This is a genomic window from Flavobacterium sp. N502540 (assembly GCF_025947365.1).
In the GTDB taxonomy this organism is placed as follows: Bacteria; Bacteroidota; Bacteroidia; order Flavobacteriales; family Flavobacteriaceae; genus Flavobacterium.
Genome location: NZ_CP110012.1, coordinates 3,812,304 through 3,833,975 on the forward strand (window position 1 = coordinate 3,812,304; position 21,672 = coordinate 3,833,975).

The following is a 21,672-nucleotide window of genomic DNA, read 5'->3' on the forward strand; positions in this document are numbered from 1 at the left end:
TTTTTGATTGAGAAATATTGTGTAGTGTTTTAGAAATGAATTAAAATGAGAGCTCTAGGTATCATAATTGTTTTCTATATTAGATAATCATATTAAAGAAAATGCTGATTTATTGGAAATTATAACTTGCTTTTTCATTCTTTTTTCTTACATTTACACAAGCCGGAATCTATCATTAAAAAAATCTGTACCTATGAAAAGAATTATTTACTCTGAATTTTGTTTCACACAACCAAAGTGTGATTTTTTTAGAATTAAAATAGTTGATTCTAATGTTACCTGCTTACTGTATGTAAAAAAATTAAGCGGAGTATAATCGTTTAATTCATTTCTGCAAATTGATTTTTTAAACACGACAATTTATTTGTTGTTTTTATGGCATGATAAATTATTATTTGTCAGCTAAGTTATTGTGTCAAAATTACTTATTGCCACAACCTATTTTTTCCCTTTCTTATTTCCTGAACTGATTCATAAAAAGGTCAGTTTTTTTTCTACATGCTATTTGTTGAGTGAATTTATTTAATGCTAAGTTAATTGATCTATTGCGAACAGTACGGTTTGAATTGCAGTAATATTTCTACAAAATTGTTTTGATATTTTTTTATAAGGCCTATGTTAAAAAAGTTATTCTGTACAATAAAAGCTTTTTATTATGAGAAAAATTTTACTTATTGCATTGTTTGTTTTATTGAGTTTTAGTAAAGTTACTGCCCAAACTCCGGGAATGATTTATAATCCTGCTACAGGAGCGGGAACTACAGTACTTGATCCCAATGGAGATGGTTTTACGTCGGCTACTGCAAACGGTTTTACAACAGATGATCAGCTTCAAAGTGAGATTCCATATAAATCATTGGTTTTTCCTATGATAGAGCCAAACAGTGATCTTAGTGCAGGACCAAATTGTAGTTTTACTGATTTTGTAGATCAGGGAGATCAGGATCCTGTTCAATCTTATTTAGATGGTAATGGTAATTGGCTTTTTAGGATGAGGATGGGAAGTAGTTCTCCTAATTCAAAAAGTTATAGTATTCTGATTGACACCGATGGTAAATTTGGCGGAGTTGGACCTAATGCCGATCCGCAATATTCAAATTCAAATCCGGGTTTTGAGATAGAAATAGTGTTAGCCACAAATTTTGGCGTTTTTGTATATGATGTAAATAATAATAATTGTACACCTGTTATTTCGTATGCTGGAACTACAAATTATCAAAAGTCGATTGCCCTGACCACAAGTTGCAGTAATCCGGATTATTTTTATGATTTTTTCGTAAAGATGAGTGACCTGACAACTACGTTTGCGCCATTATCCACGATCATCAATTCAAGTACAGCCATCCGTATGGCAATGGTTGATAATATGGGAGCTCAAAAATCGACTCTGTGTAATCCTGCATCTGCTTCTGATATTGCTGGTATTGATTCCAGTTGTGGCAGTCTTGAAAATTGCTTTGTACATATTATTGATAATTATACTCCCTGCGCTCCTGGTGTGGTATGTCCGGATCGTTCACTTTGTCCGGGTATTTCAGGTGTTAGTACGGGAGATTCATCGGTATCGGGCACCTCTACTGAAGCTGATGGTACAGTGATAACGGTATATAAGAATGGAGCTTCTATTGGTACAACTTCTGTTAGTTTAGGAGTATGGACTCTTACGGGAATTTCTCCGGTTTTAACCACAGGACAGATTATTACTGCCACATCAACCGCCCCCGGCAAAGGACAGTCTATAGCAAACTGTAATCCTGTAACTGTTGTAAGTTGCGCCTTGTCAACAACAGTACCTGCAGCAGGAGATATTACTAAGATATCAGGAAGTAAGGGGTATTCGCTTACTGTAAATCGACCAGTTGGTACCATTGTTAGATGCTATAATGCCAATGGTACTCTTATAAATCCAGTTGCGTTAATTTTAGAAGCCCCCTATAATTTAAATACGGTAACCACAACTTCGAATCCTCAAACCGTACTTTTCAAGTGTCAGACAGGTAACTGTTTTGGTACAGCTGTTTATCTTTTTACTTATCAAGAACCAGGAAAATGCGAGTCGGGTTATACTTATGATTGTCAATATTCCAGCGCTACTGCCACTGCAAATCCTACTATAGCAACAAGTCCGGTTCTATCCTCGACAACTTCTATTTCCGGATCAGTAAATTCGCCTGATAATGTATCGGGAATTACTGTAAATCTTCTGGCAAACGGAACACAGATAGGAACAGCAACAACTACGGCTGGAGGAGCATGGACTATTAGTGGTTTATCATTGTCAAACCGAGAATGTCAAACGTTGTCTGTGACTGCTATTGCTTCCGGAAAATGTATTTCTACCGGGTCTGTAATGGCAATAGTACAAAGAAAAGCAAACACACCAATTGTTAATGGTCCTATTTGTTCAACAGCTGCTGTTACTAGTGTTTCCGGTTCATTAGCAGAGGCGGCAGGTACAATCGTACAAGTATATGAAAATGGAGTTTTAGAAGGAACTACAACAGTTGCTGCTAACGGAACATGGACTGCTTCAACTGGAATCAGTATTGCTCTTGGCAGTACTATTACGGCCAGGGCACTAGGAACCTGTCTTTCGTTAAGTAATGTATCAAATTCGATTGTTGTCGGTACAAAATCATCAAATGCTTTAGTAATCACTACTTCATCTGTTTACGAATGTGGAAATTCAGTAAGTGGTACGGGAACAAATGGAGATATTATTAGCCTTTTTGTAGATGGATTTCAAGTTGGTGGAACTACCACTGTTTCGGGTGGTACGTGGACTATTGGCAGTTTGTCTTCAGATTGTTCTTTATATATGGGAGGTGTAATTACAGCAAAAGCGACTACAGGTTCAAATTGTGAAGGAAGTGCATCAGCAGGAGTTACAATTGTATGTATGAATCCTTCAAATAGTCTGAACGTCACTTTGGCTTCGACATCTATTTGTTCCGGTTCAACTGCTGCTGTAACCGTTCAGGGTTCAGAAAGTGGAATTATTTATCAGTTATTTAATGGAGCTTCAATGAGTGGTTCTTCAAAATCAGGTACGGGTACTAATCTAACTCTAACCTCTGCAGCATTGAATAGTTCGACTTCTCTTACTGTAAAAGCTATTAAATTAGGGACTTCCTGTTCAATAAATTTAGTGAATACCGCTTCTGTTACAATTGCATCTACACCTGCTCCAACAGGAAGCAGCTCTCAAAGTTTCTGTTCTGCTTCAACGGTTGGCAATTTAAGTGCCACTGGAAGTACGATCAACTGGTATGCGGCATCAAGTGGAGGAAGTCCTTTGGCTACGAGTACCCCTTTGACAGACGGTACGCATTATTTTGCTTCGCAGACAGTATCAGGTTGTGAGTCGGTCACCAGACTCGATGTAACCGCTCATGTTAATATCACTGCGGCTCCAACAGGAAGCAGTTCTCAGAGTTTCTGCTCGGCTTCAACGGTTAGCAATTTAAGCGCCACAGGAAGTACGATCAACTGGTATTCGGCATCAAGCGGAGGTAGTCCTTTGGCTACGAGTACCCCTTTGACAGATGGTACGCATTATTTTGCTTCTCAGACAGTATCAGGCTGTGAGTCGGCCACCAGACTCGATGTAACTGCTCATGTTAATATCACTCCGGCTCCAACAGGCAATGCAACCCAGAGTTTCTGCTCAGCTTCAACGGTTAGCAATTTAAGCGCCACTGGAAGTACGATCAACTGGTATTCGGCATCAAGTGGGGGAAGTCCTTTGGCTACGAGTACCCCTTTGACGGACGGTACGCATTATTTTGCTTCTCAGACAGTATCAGGCTGTGAGTCGGTTAGCAGACTTGATGTAACTGCTCATATCAATATCACCCCAGCTCCAACAGGAAGCGGTTCCCAGAGTTTCTGCTCAGCTTCAACGGTTGGCAATTTAAGCGCCACAGGAAGTACGATCAACTGGTATGCGGCATCAAGTGGGGGAAGTCCTTTGGCTACGAGTACCCCTTTGACAGACGGCGCACATTATTTTGCTTCTCAGACAGTATCAGGCTGTGAGTCAGCTGACAGATTTGAGGTAACCGCTACAATCAATATCACCCCGGCTCCAACAGGAAGCAGTTCCCAGAGTTTCTGCTCGGCTTCAACGGTTGGCAATTTAAGCGCCACAGGAAGTACGATCAATTGGTATTCGGCATCAAGTGGGGGAAGTCCCTTGGCCGCGAATACGCCTTTGATAGACGGTACGCATTATTTTGCTTCGCAGACAGTATCAGGCTGTGAGTCGGCCACCAGACTCGATGTAACTGCTCATATCAATATCACCCCGGCTCCAACAGGAAGCAGTTCCCAGAGTTTCTGCTCGGCTTCAACGGTTGGCAATTTAAGCGCCACAGGAAGTACGATCAACTGGTATGCGGCATCAAGTGGGGGAAGTCCTTTGGCTGCGAATACCCCTTTGACAGACGGCGCGCATTATTTTGCTTCGCAGACAGTGTCAGGCTGTGAGTCGGCCACCAGACTCGATGTAACTGCTCATATCAATATCACCCCGGCTCCAACAGGCAATGCAATCCAAAATTTCTGTGCAGCTTCAACGGTTGGCAATTTAAGCGCCACCGGAACCACGATCAACTGGTATTCGGCATCAAGCGGAGGAAGTCCTTTGGCCACGAGTACCCCTTTGACAGACGGTACGCATTATTTTGCTTCTCAGACAGTATCAGGCTGTGAGTCGGCCACCAGACTCGATGTAACTGCTCATATCAATATCACCCCGGCTCCAACAGGAAGCAGCTCTCAAAGTTTCTGTTCTGCTTCAACGGTTGGCAATTTAAGTGCCACTGGAAGTACGATCAACTGGTATGCGGCATCAAGTGGAGGAAGTCCTTTGGCTACGAGTACCCCTTTGACAGACGGTACGCATTATTTTGCTTCGCAGACAGTATCAGGTTGTGAGTCGGTCACCAGACTCGATGTAACTGCTCATATCAATATCACTGCGGCTCCAACAGGAAGCAGTTCTCAGAGTTTCTGCTCGGCTTCAACGGTTAGCAATTTAAGCGCCACAGGAAGTACGATCAACTGGTATTCGGCATCAAGCGGAGGTAGTCCTTTGGCTACGAGTACCCCTTTGACAGATGGTACGCATTATTTTGCTTCTCAGACAGTATCAGGCTGTGAGTCGGCCACCAGACTCGATGTAACTGCTCATGTTAATATCACTCCGGCTCCAACAGGCAATGCAACCCAGAGTTTCTGCTCAGCTTCAACGGTTAGCAATTTAAGCGCCACTGGAAGTACGATCAACTGGTATTCGGCATCAAGTGGGGGAAGTCCTTTGGCTACGAGTACCCCTTTGACGGACGGTACGCATTATTTTGCTTCTCAGACAGTATCAGGCTGTGAGTCGGTTAGCAGACTTGATGTAACTGCTCATATCAATATCACTCCGGCTCCAACAGGCAATGCAATCCAAAATTTCTGTGCAGCTTCAACGGTTGGCGATCTAAGTGCCACTGGAAGTACGATCAACTGGTATTTGACATCAAGCGGAGGAAGTCCTTTGGCCACGAGTACCCCTTTGACAGACAGTACGCATTATTTTGCTTCTCAGACAGTATCAGGCTGTGAGTCGGCCACCAGACTCGATGTAACTGCTCATATCAATATCACTGCGGCTCCAACAGGAAGCAGTTCTCAGAGTTTCTGCTCGGCTTCAACGGTTAGCAATTTAAGCGCCACAGGAAGTACGATCAATTGGTATGCGGCATCAAGTGGTGGAAGTCCTTTGGCTACGAGTACCCCTTTGACAGACGGCGCACATTATTTTGCTTCTCAGACAGTATCAGGCTGTGAGTCAGCTGACAGATTTGAGGTAACCGCTACAATCAATATCACCCCAGCTCCAACAGGAAGCAGTTCTCAGAGTTTCTGCTCGGCTTCAACGGTTAGCAATTTAAGCGCCACAGGAAGTACGATCAACTGGTATTCGGCATCAAGTGGAGGAAGTCCTTTGTCTACGAGCACCCCTTTGACAGACGGTACGCATTATTTTGCTTCTCAGACAGTATCAGGTTGTGAGTCGGCTGACAGATTTGAGGTAACTGCTACAGTAAATATCACCCCAGCGCCTATAGGCAATGCAACCCAAAATTTCTGTGCAGCTTCAACGGTTGGCGATCTAAGTGCCACTGGAAGTACGATCAACTGGTATTTGACATCAAGCGGAGGTAGTCCTTTGGCTACGAGTACCCCTTTGACAGACGGTACACATTATTTTGCTTCTCAGACAGTATCAGGTTGTGAGTCGGCTGACAGATTTGAGGTAACTGCTACAGTAAATATCACCCCAGCGCCTATAGGCAATGCAACCCAAAATTTCTGTGCAGCTTCAACGGTTGGCGATCTAAGTGCCACTGGAAGTACGATCAACTGGTATTTGACATCAAGTGGAGGAAGTCCTTTGTCTACGAGCACCCCTTTGACAGATGGTACGCATTATTTTGCTTCTCAGACAGTATCAGGTTGTGAGTCGGCTGACAGATTTGAGGTAACTGCTACAGTAAATATCACCCCAGCGCCTATAGGCAATGCAACCCAAAATTTCTGTGCAGCTTCAACGGTTGGCGATCTAAGTGCCACTGGAAGTACGATCAACTGGTATTTGACATCAAGCGGAGGTAGTCCTTTGGCTACGAGTACCCCTTTGACAGACGGTACACATTATTTTGCTTCTCAGACAGTATCAGGTTGTGAGTCGGCTGACAGATTTGAGGTAACTGCTACAGTAAATATCACCCCAGCGCCTATAGGCAATGCAACCCAAAATTTCTGTGCAGCTTCAACGGTTGGCAATTTAAGCGCTACCGGAACCACGATCAACTGGTATTCGGCATCAAGTGGAGGAAGTCCTTTGGCTACGAGCACCCCTTTGACAGACGGTACGCATTATTTTGCTTCGCAGACAGTATCAGGCTGTGAGTCGGCCACCAGACTCGATGTAACTGCTCATATCAATATCACTCCGGCTCCAACAGGCAATGCAATCCAAAATTTCTGTGCAGCTTCAACGGTTGGCAATTTAAGCGCCACCGGAACCACGATCAACTGGTATTCGGCATCAAGCGGAGGAAGTCCTTTGGCCACGAGTACCCCTTTGACAGACGGTACGCATTATTTTGCTTCTCAGACAGTATCAGGCTGTGAGTCGGCCACCAGACTCGATGTAACTGCTCATATCAATATCACTGCGGCTCCAACAGGAAGCAGTTCTCAGAGTTTCTGCTCGGCTTCAACGGTTAGCAATTTAAGCGCCACAGGAAGTACGATCAATTGGTATGCGGCATCAAGTGGTGGAAGTCCTTTGGCTACGAGTACCCCTTTGACAGACGGCGCACATTATTTTGCTTCTGAGACAGTATCAGGCTGTGAGTCAGCTGACAGATTTGAGGTAACCGCTACAATCAATATCACCCCAGCTCCAACAGGAAGCAGTTCTCAGAGTTTCTGCTCGGCTTCAACGGTTAGCAATTTAAGCGCCACAGGAAGTACGATCAACTGGTATTCGGCATCAAGTGGAGGAAGTCCTTTGTCTACGAGCACCCCTTTGACAGACGGTACGCATTATTTTGCTTCTCAGACAGTATCAGGTTGTGAGTCGGCTGACAGATTTGAGGTAACTGCTACAGTAAATATCACCCCAGCGCCTATAGGCAATGCAACCCAAAATTTCTGTGCAGCTTCAACGGTTGGCGATCTAAGTGCCACAGGAAGTACGATCAACTGGTATTCGGCATCAAGTGGAGGAAGTCCTTTGGCTACGAGTACCCCTTTGACAGACGGTACGCATTATTTTGCTTCTCAGACAGTATCAGGCTGTGAGTCGGCTACCAGACTTGAGGTAACTGCTACAGTAAATATTACCCCAGCGCCTATAGGCAATGCAACCCAAAATTTCTGTGCAGCTTCAACGGTTGGCGATCTAAGTGCCACTGGAAGTACGATCAACTGGTATTTGACATCAAGTGGAGGAAGTCCTTTGTCTACGAGCACCCCTTTGACAGACGGTACGCATTATTTTGCTTCTCAGACAGTATCAGGCTGTGAGTCGGCTGACAGATTTGAGGTAACTGCTACAGTAAATATTACCCCAGCGCCTATAGGCAATGCAACCCAAAATTTCTGTGCAACTTCAACGGTTGGCGATCTAAGTGCCACTGGAAGTACGATCAACTGGTATTCGGCATCAAGTGGAGGCGGTCCCTTGGCTACGAGTACCCCTTTGACAGACGGTACACATTATTTTGCTTCTCAGACAGTATCAGGCTGTGAGTCGGCTACCAGACTTGAGGTAACTGCTACAGTAAATATTACCCCAGCGCCTATAGGCAATGCAACCCAAAATTTCTGTGCAGCTTCAACGGTTGGCGATCTAAGTGCCACTGGAAGTACGATCAACTGGTATTTGACATCAAGTGGAGGAAGTCCTTTGTCTACGAGCACCCCTTTGACAGACGGTACGCATTATTTTGCTTCTCAGACAGTATCAGGTTGTGAGTCGGCTGACAGATTTGAGGTAACTGCTACAGTAAATATCACCCCAGCGCCTATAGGCAATGCAACCCAAAATTTCTGTGCAGCTTCAACGGTTGGCGATCTAAGTGCCACTGGAAGTACGATCAACTGGTATTTGACATCAAGCGGAGGTAGTCCTTTGGCTACGAGTACCCCTTTGACAGACGGTACACATTATTTTGCTTCTCAGACAGTATCAGGCTGTGAGTCGGCTACCAGATTTGAGGTAACTGCTACAGTAAATATCACCCCAGCGCCTATAGGCAATGCAACCCAAAATTTCTGTGCAGCTTCAACGGTTGGCGATCTAAGTGCCACTGGAAGTACGATCAACTGGTATTCGGCATCAAGTGGAGGAAGTCCTTTGGTTACGAGTACCCCTTTGACAGATGGAACGCATTATTTTGCTTCTCAGACGGTTTCTGGCTGTGAGTCAGCTGACAGATTTGAGGTAATCGTTATGGTAGATGCGCTTACCATTGCAGGTTCCGTAAACGGAGGAAGTACGATTTGTTTGGGAAGTCCAAGTGCAGAACTGACTTTAAGCGGACATACAGGTACCGTAGTCAAATGGCAATCTGCTGTTAATCCATTTTTAAGCTGGAGCGACATTGCTAACACAACAACTAGTTATACTTCAGGAAATTTGATTCAGACCACACAGTTTAGAGCGATAGTTAAAAACGGCAACTGTACGGAAATAAGCTCTAGTAGTACAACCGTAACGGTAGATTTAATACCAAAGCCAGTATTAAATAATTTGATTCAGCCATCTTGTTCAGATGCTAATGGTAGCTTTAATATTTCAAATTATAATGGTTTATACTCCTATGAAGTAATTCCATCAAGTGGTGTAAGTATAGTTGGAAATAAAGTGACTGCTCCTGTTGGTTTTTATACTGTAATAGCAAAATCGGGATTATGCAGTTCATTATCATCAGAAGCTATTGTGTTAAATAATTATGTATGTCCAATATTCGAAAATAGAACCATTGTAGCAAAAGGAGGAACAGTTTTCGCAAACATCACATCAAATGATATTGTAAATGGAATGCCGGCAACATTAGGAGCGACAGGAAATGCGACTGTTGCAGTATCAGGAGTATGGCCAGCAGGAATCACATTGGATCCGGCAACCGGAAAAGTAACTGTGGCCGCAGGAACAGTACCGGGTACTTACAATGTAGTTTACGAATTGTGTGATAAATTGACTCCGCAGGCTTGCGCAACAGTTTCAAATGAAATCAACGTGCTATCAATTGTAGAGCCAATTTCTGAAAATGGGAGCATTGTAGTAAAAGGAGGAACAGTTTTCGCAAACATTACGTCGAATGATATTGTAAATGGAATGCCGGCAACATTAGGAGCGACAGGAAATGCGACTGTTGCAGTATCAGGAGTATGGCCAGCAGGAATCACATTGGATCCGGTAACCGGAAAAGTAACTGTGGCCGCAGGAATAGCACCAGGGATTTATAATGTTGTTTATGAACTGTGTGATAGATTGATTCCACAGACTTGTGCAACAGTTTCAGATGAAATTGTAGTAACGTGTAATTCAACAGTAAATATTGCAGGGATTGTTAAAAATTTAAAGACTAATACTGTATTGGCAAATGTCCCCGTGACTTTGATTCCACAAAATAAAACGACCGGCCCCATTTTATTGCAAATTACAAAAAGCGATGGATCTTATAGTTTTTCAGGAATAATTCCTGGAGATTATTTGGTACAGGTTCAGGATGCAAATATAAATACTGTATATCAATTGTATCCTGTAAACGGAAGTTTACGTTTTACAACCATACAAAATTGTGAATTCCAAAAATTTGATTTTGAATATGATCTCTCTGCATTACCTGTATTAGGGGACTATGTATGGTATGATCTGAATGGTAATGGAATTCAGGATGAATGGTATGATGCCAATAATGATGGAATTGTTACCAAAAATATTCCTGATGCAAACGGTTCTGTTGATTATAGTCAATGGGAATGGATTGATTTTAATGGAGATGGTAGTAGCAAAGGACCGCTTAATGCCGGAGAGTTAAATAGGGCAGGGTTTGGAAATTCTAAAAGTCCAAATATTTTGATAACAGGTCCAAACGGATATTCAAAAAGTACGATAATAGGAATTCAAGGATACTGGAGAGACAGACCTGGAGCTTCAAACCCATGGGGAGAGTATAGCATTAAATTGCAAATGGATTCAAATCTAGAGGCACAATCGCAGGCAATTGGCAGTACTGGCTTGGTAAAAATTATTCCGGGCAATACTCTAAAGGAAATTTCTTCTAAAACAAATAGAACCCAAAGTTTTATGGTTTGCGGTGTCACAGCCCAAAGTATCAAAACGGTTACGCTGAGTACAACGGAAAGTGTGCATTTAGATTTAGATTTTGGAATCAGTTGTACCTCTTTTGCAAATCTGGTCGCTGTCGATGATTCAGCAGATCCGGTTGATGGAATATCTGGTACAAAAGGTTTCTTAAATGTTCTTGCAAATGATACCTTCAATGGATTACCTATAGATCCGCAAGATGTTATATTAACTGTTGTGCCAAACGTCAACTTCGTATCTAATTCAAATGGAACTTTGGATATTTTACCAAACACTCCTGGGGGGACTTATACTTTAACTTATACGATTTGTGAAAAAGCAAACCCTTCCAATTGTAGCGCGGCTTCTGTAACTGTATTTGTAGCAAGGCCAAGTATTGCATTAGTGAAAACAGCTCATTTTAATGACGAAAACGGAAATGGGTATGCAGAGGCAGGAGAAACTGTTACCTATAATTTTATAGTGACTAATACTGGAAATGTAGCTTTGACAAAGGTATCTGTAAGAGATCCGCTAACAGGAATAATCATGACAGGGGGGGCAATAGATTTGGCAGTTGGTCAAGTAGATTCAGCTTCATTTACAGGTGTTTATTCTATTATGCAATCGGATATTAATCTGGGAAGTATATCAAATCAGGCTGAAGTATCAGGAATAAGTACAAACGGAGTTTTAGTGAAAGACAAATCAGATTATGGAAGTGTGGTTGATGATAAACCTACAGTATTGCCAATTTCGGGTTGTGTTATAAAAGTATTCAATGCTATTTCCATGAACTCGGATAAAATGAATGAGCTATTTTATATCCAAGGAATAGAATGTTATCCTGATAATGTTGTTGAAATTTATAATCGTTGGGGAGTTTTGGTCTACCAGGGAAATCATTATGATAATCTTAATGTCGTATTTAGAGGATTTTCAGATGGTCGCGCAACTGTTAAAGATACTGACGGACTACCAGAGGGCACCTACTATTATATTTTAAAATACAAAAATAGTGAGTCAAAGACGCATCAATTGGCAGGATATTTATTTCTTACTAAGTAATTGGAAAAGGGAATAATAGTTTTTTATTAAACCACTCTTAAAAGTAAAATAAATGAGAAAATTAGTTTTAGTTTTAATGTTTTTTTCTGTCATGGGGTTTGCGCAACAAGATGCTCAATTTACACAATACATGTACAATACTATAACGATCAATCCCGCGTATGCAGGATCCCGGGGAGTTTTGAGCATTTTTGGATTATATCGTACGCAGTGGATTGGACTTGACGGAGCTCCTAAAACAAGTAGTTTCTCTGTAAATTCGCCCATAAATAATAGTAATTTAGGGGTAGGTTTTTCTTTTGTTAATGATAAAATTGGACCCACCAACGAAAGTACTTTTTCTGCTGATCTTTCTTATTCCGTACAAACTTCTTCAGATTTCAAACTTTCATTTGGTCTCAAAGCAACTGGAAGTCTATTCAGTTTGGACGTTAATAAACTCAATACTCTCCATCAGGGAGATCCACAATTCCAGAATTTAGACAATATTTTTAAACCCAATATCGGAGCCGGAATCTATTGGCATTCCAGTAAAGCCTATTTAGGTTTATCGGTTCCGAATTTTATTGAAACCAACCGTTACAATGATAATGATATTGCCATATACAAGAGTAGAATTAATTATTATTTTATGGCGGGCTATGTATTCGATTTCGGCTCGGATGTAAAATTCAAACCAGCTGCATTTTTAAAAATGGTCGATGGAGCTCCATTACAGGCAGATGTTTCGGCAAACTTTATGTTTATCGATAAACTCGTCGTTGGCGCAGCCTACAGATGGAGCGCTGCAATAAGCGCTATGGCAGGATTTCAGGTTAGTGACTCACTGTATATTGGCTATGGTTATGATTGGGAAACGACCAATTTGAACAAGTATAACTCTGGCTCGCATGAAATATTTTTACGTTATGAATTATTTAAATATAAGGGTAAAGCGACAACTCCTTAATTTTTCTAGTGTATTAGTTGGAGAATGTTAAAGTAGTAGAGTTGTTTTTAGGTAGATACAGTACATGGATGTGCTAGTTTAAAATGGAGTAAAACTTAAGGTAGATCTTTCATTCAATTATGTTTTTAAGAATTTGGTTTTGAAATTTTCAAAGTTCTAAATAGATCAAAAATGGTTAATTTATATATAATTATTTAAGTGAAGATTATATTGATACTTAATATATCCGAATCTAAAACTTTTAGAATTTAGTTTTACCGAATTCCTTGTTTAAAAAACGTATATACCGTGCTACGATTTTGCAATGATCGGATGTTACAAAGTAAAGCAGGATTATAAATGAATTTGCTGCCTTAATTTATTGTGGCACAATAGAAGATAACTCGAGTTTACTTTTCAGTATGTTAAATGGGAATACTTTTTTATATAAAATGGCGATGGGATATTACTTTGTGACCTTTTGAAGATAATGTTTTCAACAGTAATTCTATAATGTAAATAATTTTACGCAAAATTATTTTTTTTAATTTTTATTTTGTAAGATTTTTTATATCTTCACATAAGCAAATTACCTAATTTATTGTTGTTATACCAAAAATAGAATAATAAAAAAATTACAATTTAATCAATTTCGCAACTCTTAATCCTAAGTAATATGAAAGTTAAATCGTTAAAATTGGTAGTAATTCTTCTTTTTATTTCGCATAATAACATAGCTGCGCCATCGCCCCCAGTACCACAACCGCAATCCATACCTCCACCAGTTGGAGATCCTGTACCAATAGACAATGAAATTTCGATATTATTTCTAAGCGGAATAATACTTGGAGCTTTTTTTTTAATTAAAAAAAGAAAAACATCCAATATACAGTTTTAGTAAATAAACGCTATTAATCTTAAAGTTAAAGTAATGAAGATCATAATTCTATTTATTTTCCTGTTGATTAATTCAAAATGTATCTCACAAATTTATTTCAGTCCAAATACGAACATGTATGTAAAGAATGAAGTGTTATATGTTCAACAGAGTATCAACTTAGCTTTGAATTCTAATCTCTACCTACGTAATAATTCACAATTGTTGCAGGGAACAACAGGGAATTCAACTAATTCGGGATTGGGTACATTGTCAGTTTATCAAAGGGGAACTTCAGATAATTTCGATTATAATTATTGGTGTTCTCCTGTTGGAAACGCCACGAATTCATCCGGAAATGAAAACTTTGGTATTACATTGCTGAGCAGACCTACCACGGAAATTGCTTCAGTAGCATCAACAATTTTACCCGTAAGTAATTCCGATGGAACTTCCAATCCTCTGGCAATAGCATCAAAATGGGTTTATAAACTCATAAATGCCAATAATTATTCGCAATGGATTTTTGTTGGGGGATCTACTATTTTAGCACCTGGTGAAGGTTTTTCAATGAAAGGAACAAGTGGAACTGATTCAACCGATCCTGAGGGAACCGGTGTTACAAATAATTCCGGCGGGTCACAAAGATATGATTTTAGAGGAAAACCAAATGATGGCAATATTACTATTTCCTTAGGGGCTAATAATGCCACTTTAACCGGAAATCCATATCCATCAGCTTTACATTTAAATGCTTTTCTTTTAGATCCTTCTAATGCAAATACAGGTGGTATTGCTTACTTCTGGGAACAAGATAAGACAGTAAACACACACACCTTAGTAAATTACAAAGGGGGCTATGGTGCATATTCTCCAATCAGTTTAGGTTCCAATGGTATATATGTACCGGCCACTTTCAATACTTATAATCCGGATGGCTCAGTAAACAACACGGGACTGTCTTCCGGACTTGTAATACAAAGAAAATATTCTCCAATTGGCCAGGGGTTTGTAATTAATGCGACCGCTAGCGGGACTGCGACGTTTAAAAATGCCCATAGGGCATTTTACAAACAAGGAAGTGGTTTGTCACAGTTTGAAAAACATATTCCTAAAGAAAAGAGCGTCAAAGGAATTGAAGCCACTGAGGGGATTTCATACCTTAAATTAAATGTTATAATCAATAATGAGTTTACCAGACAATTAGCTCTTGTATTTGTCTCTCGCGCAACAGATGGAGTTGATATTGGTATTGATGCGCTAGGTATGGATGAACTTCCTAATGATGTGAACTTTTTAATAGAAAATAATAATTATATCATTCAGGGTTTAAATTTTGATGCTGAAAAAAAAATCCCCATAATCGTAAAAGCAACTACCAATACTACCTTTAAATTCAAGATTCCCGAGGTAATAAATTGGGAAGCTTCGCAAATGATTTACCTCTATGATGCACTGAATAATTCTTTTCATGACATAAAAAATGGAATGTATGAGGTAAATCTTGAAAAGGGCGTTTATACAGATCGTTTTAAAATTACATTCAAAGACAATAAAACACTTAATACCAGTGAAAAAAACTATAATCCGTTTTTCATTAATCAGGATAATATCAATAATAGTTTAAAAGTATCTAATCCCAAAAATCTTTCTTTAAGAACGTTTAAGCTTTATGAAATAACCGGGAAAGTTATTCTGCATAAAGAAAATCTGGGAACAGAACAAAATTATATTTTTTCAACCAATGGATTAAGCAATGGAGTTTATATTGCCCAATTTTTAACTCTGAATAATGAAAGATTCACGGAGAAAATAATCATTTTAAACTCTAAAAATTAAGAGTAATTACTCAAAATAGACAACAGAAAAAAATAACTAATACCAAAAAATTATGATCAACAAACCTGCTCTTAGAAATCATAAAATGTTCTTAGTGTTTCTCTTTCTTCTTTTTGGATTTATAGCTAATGCGCAAGTCGGAATTGGGACAATAACGCCAAATTCCAGTTCAATACTAGATCTTACCTCTACTACACAAGGATTACTTACACCCAGAATGACAACTGCTCAAAGAACTGCGATCACAACTCCGGCTGATGGTCTTATAGTCTATGATACGGATTTAAAAGTTTTTTACTATTATTCAGCAGACAGCACTTCATGGATGCCGTTAAGTAGCGGAGTACAGGGAAGGATCAATTTTAAACGTATAAAATCTACGGATAATTTAGCCACTATTTTAGCTGATGAACTTGCCGCCGGAGGAGGTTCTAAGTATCTTTTGAATTCCAGTACATTATATGAAATTAACGGTAATGTTACTTTTAATTTTCCTATTGACCTAAATAATGCTTATTTACAGGGAGTGGATTCCAATCAAGATGTTATTATCAGATCATCAGGAAATATTTTTGAAGGTGCCAACGGAGGAACTATAAAAGGTCTAACTCTTCTTGCTCCAACTGGAAATGTGTTTAACCTTAATGGAGCGGCAACTCAAAACTTAATATTTCGAGATTGCATAGTGGCTAATTCCAATTCTGTAGGAAGCATATCTGGCTTTGGATTGGTTTTTTTAAGTATTATACAATTCTCAGGAAATACAAATGGAATAACATACAATAATATCACACAATTATTACTTAGTAATTTAGGATGGTTCAGTAATAATTCAGGCACTTATGAAAAACTAACCGGAACCTTTACTCTTGTGGAAAAGCAAGGAGGCTTCAGTCAGGTCAATGGTACTGCTATTGGATTTGATGTATCTTCAAATCCAACAATATTAGGAGATGGTGTCTTAGAATCGGTTGTTTTTACCGGCACCAACACAAGTGGATATGTAAAATCCTATACTGCCGGTACTTATACCGGATATAACTTTACCAATAGCTGGAGCGTACGGTCGGCCGGAATTCCTACCGAAACGGATGCCAGTGCTGTAGCCGATTTCACTATGGATTATCCTGTTGGCTCCGGTGCTTCTACAAGCTTTAATACATCGAATCCAAGTAATATTGTTAAAGTTAATGGGAATTCAACATCCTATAATTTATTTAGATTTTCCTTAGATGCACCAACAAATAATAATAACAGATTGAGATATATGGGAAAAAAGAAACGAATTTTTCAGGTTACAGGCTCTATTTCCTTTCAAGTATCCGCAGTAGGTACCTATATAATCTATATTGCAAAGAATGGAACAGCTTTAACACAGAATAAAATTTATGGAAGAGGAGTAGCAATAAATGACATTATAGTCCTTCCTTTAAATGCTTCGGTTGAATTATTAACAAATGATTATCTTGAAGTTTATGCTCAACGATTCACAGGAGGAATAACTGACGCTATAATTGTTCCTAATATGACATTAACTATTAAATAATTTTTTTAATTTGAATTAGTGTCATATTTTTATAATAATTTTTCATAGGTGAATATGCTTGCAATGTGCATTTTCGGCATTTAAAGTTCATTATTTGACCATTTTTCTTGTGAGTAGTTACTGTTTTTATGTCCTGTAAAGTAGTTTACCTTACGAAATACAAACCATTTTGTATAAGATTTAGGGAAATTGGTTTGCTTTCAAGTGAATTTGTAAGATAATTTTTTTAGATTTTTTATTTTGGAAATGTTTGCAAGTATTAATTATGAGGATTAAATGTTAAAAAGTGTTAATTCGACGAAGGTGTTCTTTGGATTGTAATGATTTAGGAATATAAATTTTGGCAATAGAATTTGAAAGCAAAAAGCCAAACGGTTGAAAATAAATTCAAACTAATATCATAGAAAAAAGTGCATCAAAATTTATCAATTTTTATGAAGCTCATTTGAAAAATCGGGGATTTAAACAATCACAATATATAAGCCCGATGAGAGATGCTGTTGATGCAGGATTAAAACCTACTAATCATACTGATTTTGTCGTTGTGCCGCTTGATCAGATGATGGTTTTATGGTCCGCGGTAAACAGAATTTCCAGAGGAGGAGAAACAGTTGGAGCTGACCAAAGGGTTACTCCGTATGAAGGCCTGCGGGCAATGACTATTAATGTTGCCTCACAGTATGATGAAACACACAGAAAAGGCAGTTTGACAGCCGGTAAACTTGCCGATTTAGTTATTTTAGATAAAAATCCATTAAAAGTAGATGGTATGAAAATAAAAGATATTAAGGTTTTGCAAACGATTAAGAATGGAAAATCAATATATAGAAGAGAATAAAATTTAGAATACATTTTAATGTTTTAAGTCAGATTATAGACCGAAATAGTGTAATTATTTGCAAATCTGGTTTGATATGAAATTTAATTATTACCAGAAAAAAAATGGATAAAAAGTAACTTTATGGTGGATATTTAATTTCAAAAAAAGGTACGCAAATTTATGGTATGCTAGGGTGTAATGTTGTGAACAATTGAATTTTATTCTAAACATAGGAATCTAAAAATTGAGTATTCGATAACGCTTTGTTATTTTAAACAAGAAGAAAATTTGAACTTAAAAAAAATTATAAGATTAATTTTTCAGCATCATTCAGCCTCAATGCTACATTATCCCAGTTTATAATATTGAATAATGCGTCAACAAAATCAGTGCGTTTGTTTTTATATTTAAGATAGTATGCGTGTTCCCATACATCAATTACCAAAATTGGAACCGCACCCCATTGGGTTAGTTTTTCGTGATTTTCACAATGAAGTACTACAAGACTGTCACTGTAGGGTTGGTAGGCGAGTATTCCCCATCCATTTCCGTCTACATTTTTAGATGTTGCAGCGATAAGCACTTTGAGCTTATCAAAGCTTCCAAAACTTTTTTCAATCCTTTTGAGCAGATTGCCTTTGGGTGCATTAGCTTTATTGGTAAGATTGGTCCAAAAGATAGAATGAAGAATATGAGAAGAAAAGTGATACGATAATTTTTTGGTCCAAAAATCTATTGTTTCTAGATTGTTTTCTTCCAATGCCTTTTTTATCATTTGAAGGTCTTTATTAGCTCCTTTTACAGCACCGCCATGGTGAAAGGCATAATGCAGGTGAAGTGTTTCTGCGTCCATATAAGGTTCAAGAAAGTTTTCACTATATGGTAACGTCTGCTGTATATAATTTCCGTTTGCGTCTACTAGTTTATCAATGGAATTACCTGCCAGATTATTTAAAAAAGCATTAGAGGATGGAATGGAAGTACTAAAGCTGCCGCGCCAAAAAGGGTGCTTGATTTTAAAAAGTCTTTTCTGTTCATATTATTACTAATTTAATGATTATTCCTAGAACAGCCGCTGCGACAATAATATAGGGTTCCTGAATTTTCTTTATATAAAGTAGTGCAAAAATTGTGATAATTGCTACTAGAGCCGTTGGAATGTCTATTATACTTCTTTTAGCTATAACCATTACAGATCCGACAAGAGCACCTATCACAGCCGCTGTAATACCTTCGACAAATGCTTTAACGGGTTTGTTTTGTGCTATTTTTTTAAAAGAAGGCGCCATTGCAATGGTAAAGAGATAGCAGGGAAGGAAAGTGGCTAGCGCAGCTACTAATGCGCCTAAAAAGCCATTGACCAAATATCCAATAAAACCAACCGTTATTACGACCGGACCAGGTGTAATCATAGCAACAGCAACCGAATCCAGAAATTGTTGCTCAGTAAGCCATTGATTTTCGATTACAACTCCTGAGTGTAGAAAAGGTACTATCGCCAGACCGCTTCCAAATACAAAAGTTCCTGCTTTAGCAAAGAAAACAGCAATTTTAGTAAGAGTAGAACTTTCATAGCTCGAAAACCCTGTTAGTAAAAAAACTAAAGAAAAAGAGTTTACAGTTTTGCTATTCCACCATTTAGGAGGCGCTTTAATTACCATGTATAAAAGACCGGCTGCAATAAATAAAAGGACTTGTTCCTGTTCTGTAATATAAGTAATAAAAACGGCAAGAATAAAAAAGAGCCAAAGCAGCCACTTAGATTTCATTGATTCCCAGTTCAGCTGCCCAATGGATTTTAAAGTAAGTTTATAAGAACTTAATGCTATAATTCCGATTACAGCTGCTCCAACTCCGTAAAATACTGCCTGAATCCAGGACAGGCCTCCGTAGAGTTTATAAATGATCCCTAATAAAAGGACCATTAAAAAAGAAGGCAGAACAAAGGCAATTCCAATTAATGTCGCACCAAGAAAGCGGTAATGTACAAAACCAATATAAATTCCAAGCTGAGCCGCCAAAGGCCCCGGAGCAAGCTGAGCCAGAGCGAGTCCTTCGCGGTATTCGTCCTCTGATATCCACTTTCGGTTCTCAACCAGATCTTTGTGCATATAGCCCACCAGAGCAACGGGACCGCCAAAACCTGTAGTACCAAGCTTTAAAAAATAAAGTGTTAATTCCCGTAATGTATATTTGGGATTTTCGTTCATGATCTGTAAATTAAAATGCAATTCCAAACTGAAACCCTACTGTAAAAGAAGCGGGATGATTATTACCAAAGTGGATGGGCAGGGGGATTGCGGCAAAGTAGCTGCAATTGGTGCTTTTTATTATTGTTTTATTCAAAACAGGCGTAATGCCATATCTTCCGGAGGAGTCAAAAGCAGCCCTTCCTGCAAAAGTATATCCGTGTCCCAAGGCTACCAGAATTCCGGGATGAAACAATATGTGAGTTACTTTACTGGTACCCTGATCGTCCTTTATATTGGGAACTACCTCAAAAGAAAATCCGATTTTCTCGTTTTTCCAGATATTGATTCCGGTTGGAAATCCTACAGCGTAGTAGTCTCTGAAATTTACTGCAGTTTCATCTTTATTTAAGGTTACCAGAAGATGCAGTATACCAAAATATCCTGTGATTTTAGGATACGTAGTCTGAGAAAAGCAGGGAAGACTAAATAGTAGTAGAATAGAAAGGTACAGGAATCTTAAAAGCATCGATTTTGTTTTTATAAATTATAGAAACAAAATTACAAGCATTAAACTTCCCTAAATAGAATGCGTTTTACGTTTTGTATATGGATTACTTTTTTTGGATTTTTTTTCTGTACGCCGACGGATTCTTTCCGGTTTGAAGTTTAAAAATTCTTGTAAAATGGCTTTGGTCTGAAAATCCGGTTCTATAGGCAATCTCCGTCAAAGTATAGGTAGTATTCTCAATAAGATTTACCGCTTTTTCAATCCTTTGTTTTCTGACATAGTCCCCGAAATTTAAATCTTCAAAATATTTAGAAAATTCTCTCGACAGGTAGGATGGGTTCAAATCGAGTTCACCCGATATTTTTTTAAGGTCGAAAGTAAACTGAGCATCAATCTGGTCCTGAATAAGATTTTTGAGGTCTTTTACCCAGGATGGTGTTTTTCCGGTTGTTTTTTTGTCTTTAAGAAACTTGTTGTAAACTTCGTGTAGCAGGTTCTCAAAGGGACTGTTCTTCAGATGTTTCTGTTTATATAGATGTGAAGCCCACCTGTAAAGTGCGTCATAGAGCACCATTCCGGTTTCAAGGAGTTTATAATCATCGGTAATATTATGCGAAAGTCCGGCAGACACCGCCCAGAGTCCGGCAGATTCTTTTGCAATTTCATGACGATCGGTATCAGCCCCGCGTACAATTCCTGCCATGATGGAAATAGCGGATCTTCGATTTTATATTTTTTTACAATATAATCGAAGGTGCACTGCTCCTGATAATGTGTGAATTCAACATTTGGAATATCAAAAGGAACGGCATTTAATTCTTTTGCTTTGTCCAGAACCTGATCAAAAGGGACGTAAATAAATTCAGCCTCAGGATCTACAAAATTTCTAATAAGCCATGGGCATGCAATTCGGTCTATTTTTGGCCTTTCTCTGGTGATCCATTTCATAAATCAATTGTTTTTTAGAATACGTACTAAGGTACATTTTTTTATTATTTAAGTATCAGTTAGTGAG

The 21,672-nt window shown here is 38.7% G+C and carries 10 protein-coding genes and 1 pseudogene; 5 read left to right on the plus strand and 6 right to left on the minus strand.

What is annotated here, in order from left to right; genetic code table 11:
• Positions 1 to 655 precede the first annotated feature (655 nt).
• Positions 656 to 11,947 carry a gliding motility-associated C-terminal domain-containing protein gene (locus OLM58_RS16155; RefSeq protein WP_264529712.1) on the plus strand — a complete coding sequence of 3,764 codons (11,292 nt, stop codon included), beginning with the start codon at positions 656 to 658 and terminating at the stop codon, positions 11,945 to 11,947.
• A gap of 52 nt (positions 11,948 to 11,999) precedes the next feature.
• Positions 12,000 to 12,896 (plus strand): type IX secretion system membrane protein PorP/SprF, encoded by an 897-nt coding sequence (locus OLM58_RS16160; protein WP_070905705.1) that lies wholly within the window; start codon positions 12,000 to 12,002, stop codon positions 12,894 to 12,896.
• Positions 12,897 to 13,517: 621 nt separating this feature from the next.
• Here the strand turns inward: OLM58_RS16160 and OLM58_RS16165 are convergent.
• Positions 13,518 to 13,760 carry a hypothetical protein gene (locus tag OLM58_RS16165; RefSeq protein WP_123923537.1) on the minus strand — a complete coding sequence of 81 codons (243 nt, stop codon included), beginning with the start codon at positions 13,758 to 13,760 and terminating at the stop codon, positions 13,518 to 13,520.
• Between the two features lie 46 nt (positions 13,761 to 13,806).
• Between OLM58_RS16165 and OLM58_RS16170 the strand changes: the two genes are divergently transcribed.
• From OLM58_RS16170 to OLM58_RS16180, 3 genes are all read left to right on the plus strand, one after another.
• Positions 13,807 to 15,591: a T9SS type A sorting domain-containing protein gene (locus tag OLM58_RS16170; RefSeq protein ID WP_233431346.1), complete on the plus strand. Its 1,785-nt coding sequence runs from the start codon at positions 13,807 to 13,809 to the stop codon at positions 15,589 to 15,591.
• A gap of 52 nt (positions 15,592 to 15,643) precedes the next feature.
• Positions 15,644 to 17,137 carry a hypothetical protein gene (locus OLM58_RS16175; protein ID WP_070905708.1) on the plus strand — a complete coding sequence of 498 codons (1,494 nt, stop codon included), beginning with the start codon at positions 15,644 to 15,646 and terminating at the stop codon, positions 17,135 to 17,137.
• Between the two features lie 487 nt (positions 17,138 to 17,624).
• Positions 17,625 to 17,975: an amidohydrolase family protein gene (locus tag OLM58_RS16180; RefSeq protein ID WP_070905709.1), complete on the plus strand. Its 351-nt coding sequence runs from the start codon at positions 17,625 to 17,627 to the stop codon at positions 17,973 to 17,975.
• 286 nt (positions 17,976 to 18,261) lie between these two features.
• Here OLM58_RS16180 and OLM58_RS16185 read toward each other — a convergent pair whose 3' ends face one another.
• The 5 genes and pseudogenes from OLM58_RS16185 to OLM58_RS22150 form a co-directional block, all read right to left on the minus strand.
• Entirely contained in the window at positions 18,262 to 18,810 is a 549-nt protein-coding gene (locus OLM58_RS16185; RefSeq protein ID WP_230001321.1) for a superoxide dismutase, read from the minus strand.
• A gap of 181 nt (positions 18,811 to 18,991) precedes the next feature.
• Positions 18,992 to 20,167: a chromate transporter gene (locus OLM58_RS16190; protein ID WP_070905732.1), complete on the minus strand. Its 1,176-nt coding sequence runs from the start codon at positions 20,165 to 20,167 to the stop codon at positions 18,992 to 18,994.
• Positions 20,168 to 20,177: 10 nt separating this feature from the next.
• Positions 20,178 to 20,675 carry a hypothetical protein gene (locus tag OLM58_RS16195; RefSeq protein WP_070905711.1) on the minus strand — a complete coding sequence of 166 codons (498 nt, stop codon included), beginning with the start codon at positions 20,673 to 20,675 and terminating at the stop codon, positions 20,178 to 20,180.
• 85 nt (positions 20,676 to 20,760) lie between these two features.
• The gene (locus tag OLM58_RS16200) at positions 20,761 to 21,231 is read right to left on the minus strand and encodes a helix-turn-helix domain-containing protein (protein WP_413614499.1); all 471 of its coding nucleotides are present in this window, start codon (positions 21,229 to 21,231) and stop codon (positions 20,761 to 20,763) included.
• Between the two features lie 30 nt (positions 21,232 to 21,261).
• Positions 21,262 to 21,605: pseudogene (locus tag OLM58_RS22150) on the minus strand (chromate resistance protein ChrB domain-containing protein); the annotation flags it as partial.
• Positions 21,606 to 21,672 lie beyond the last annotated feature (67 nt).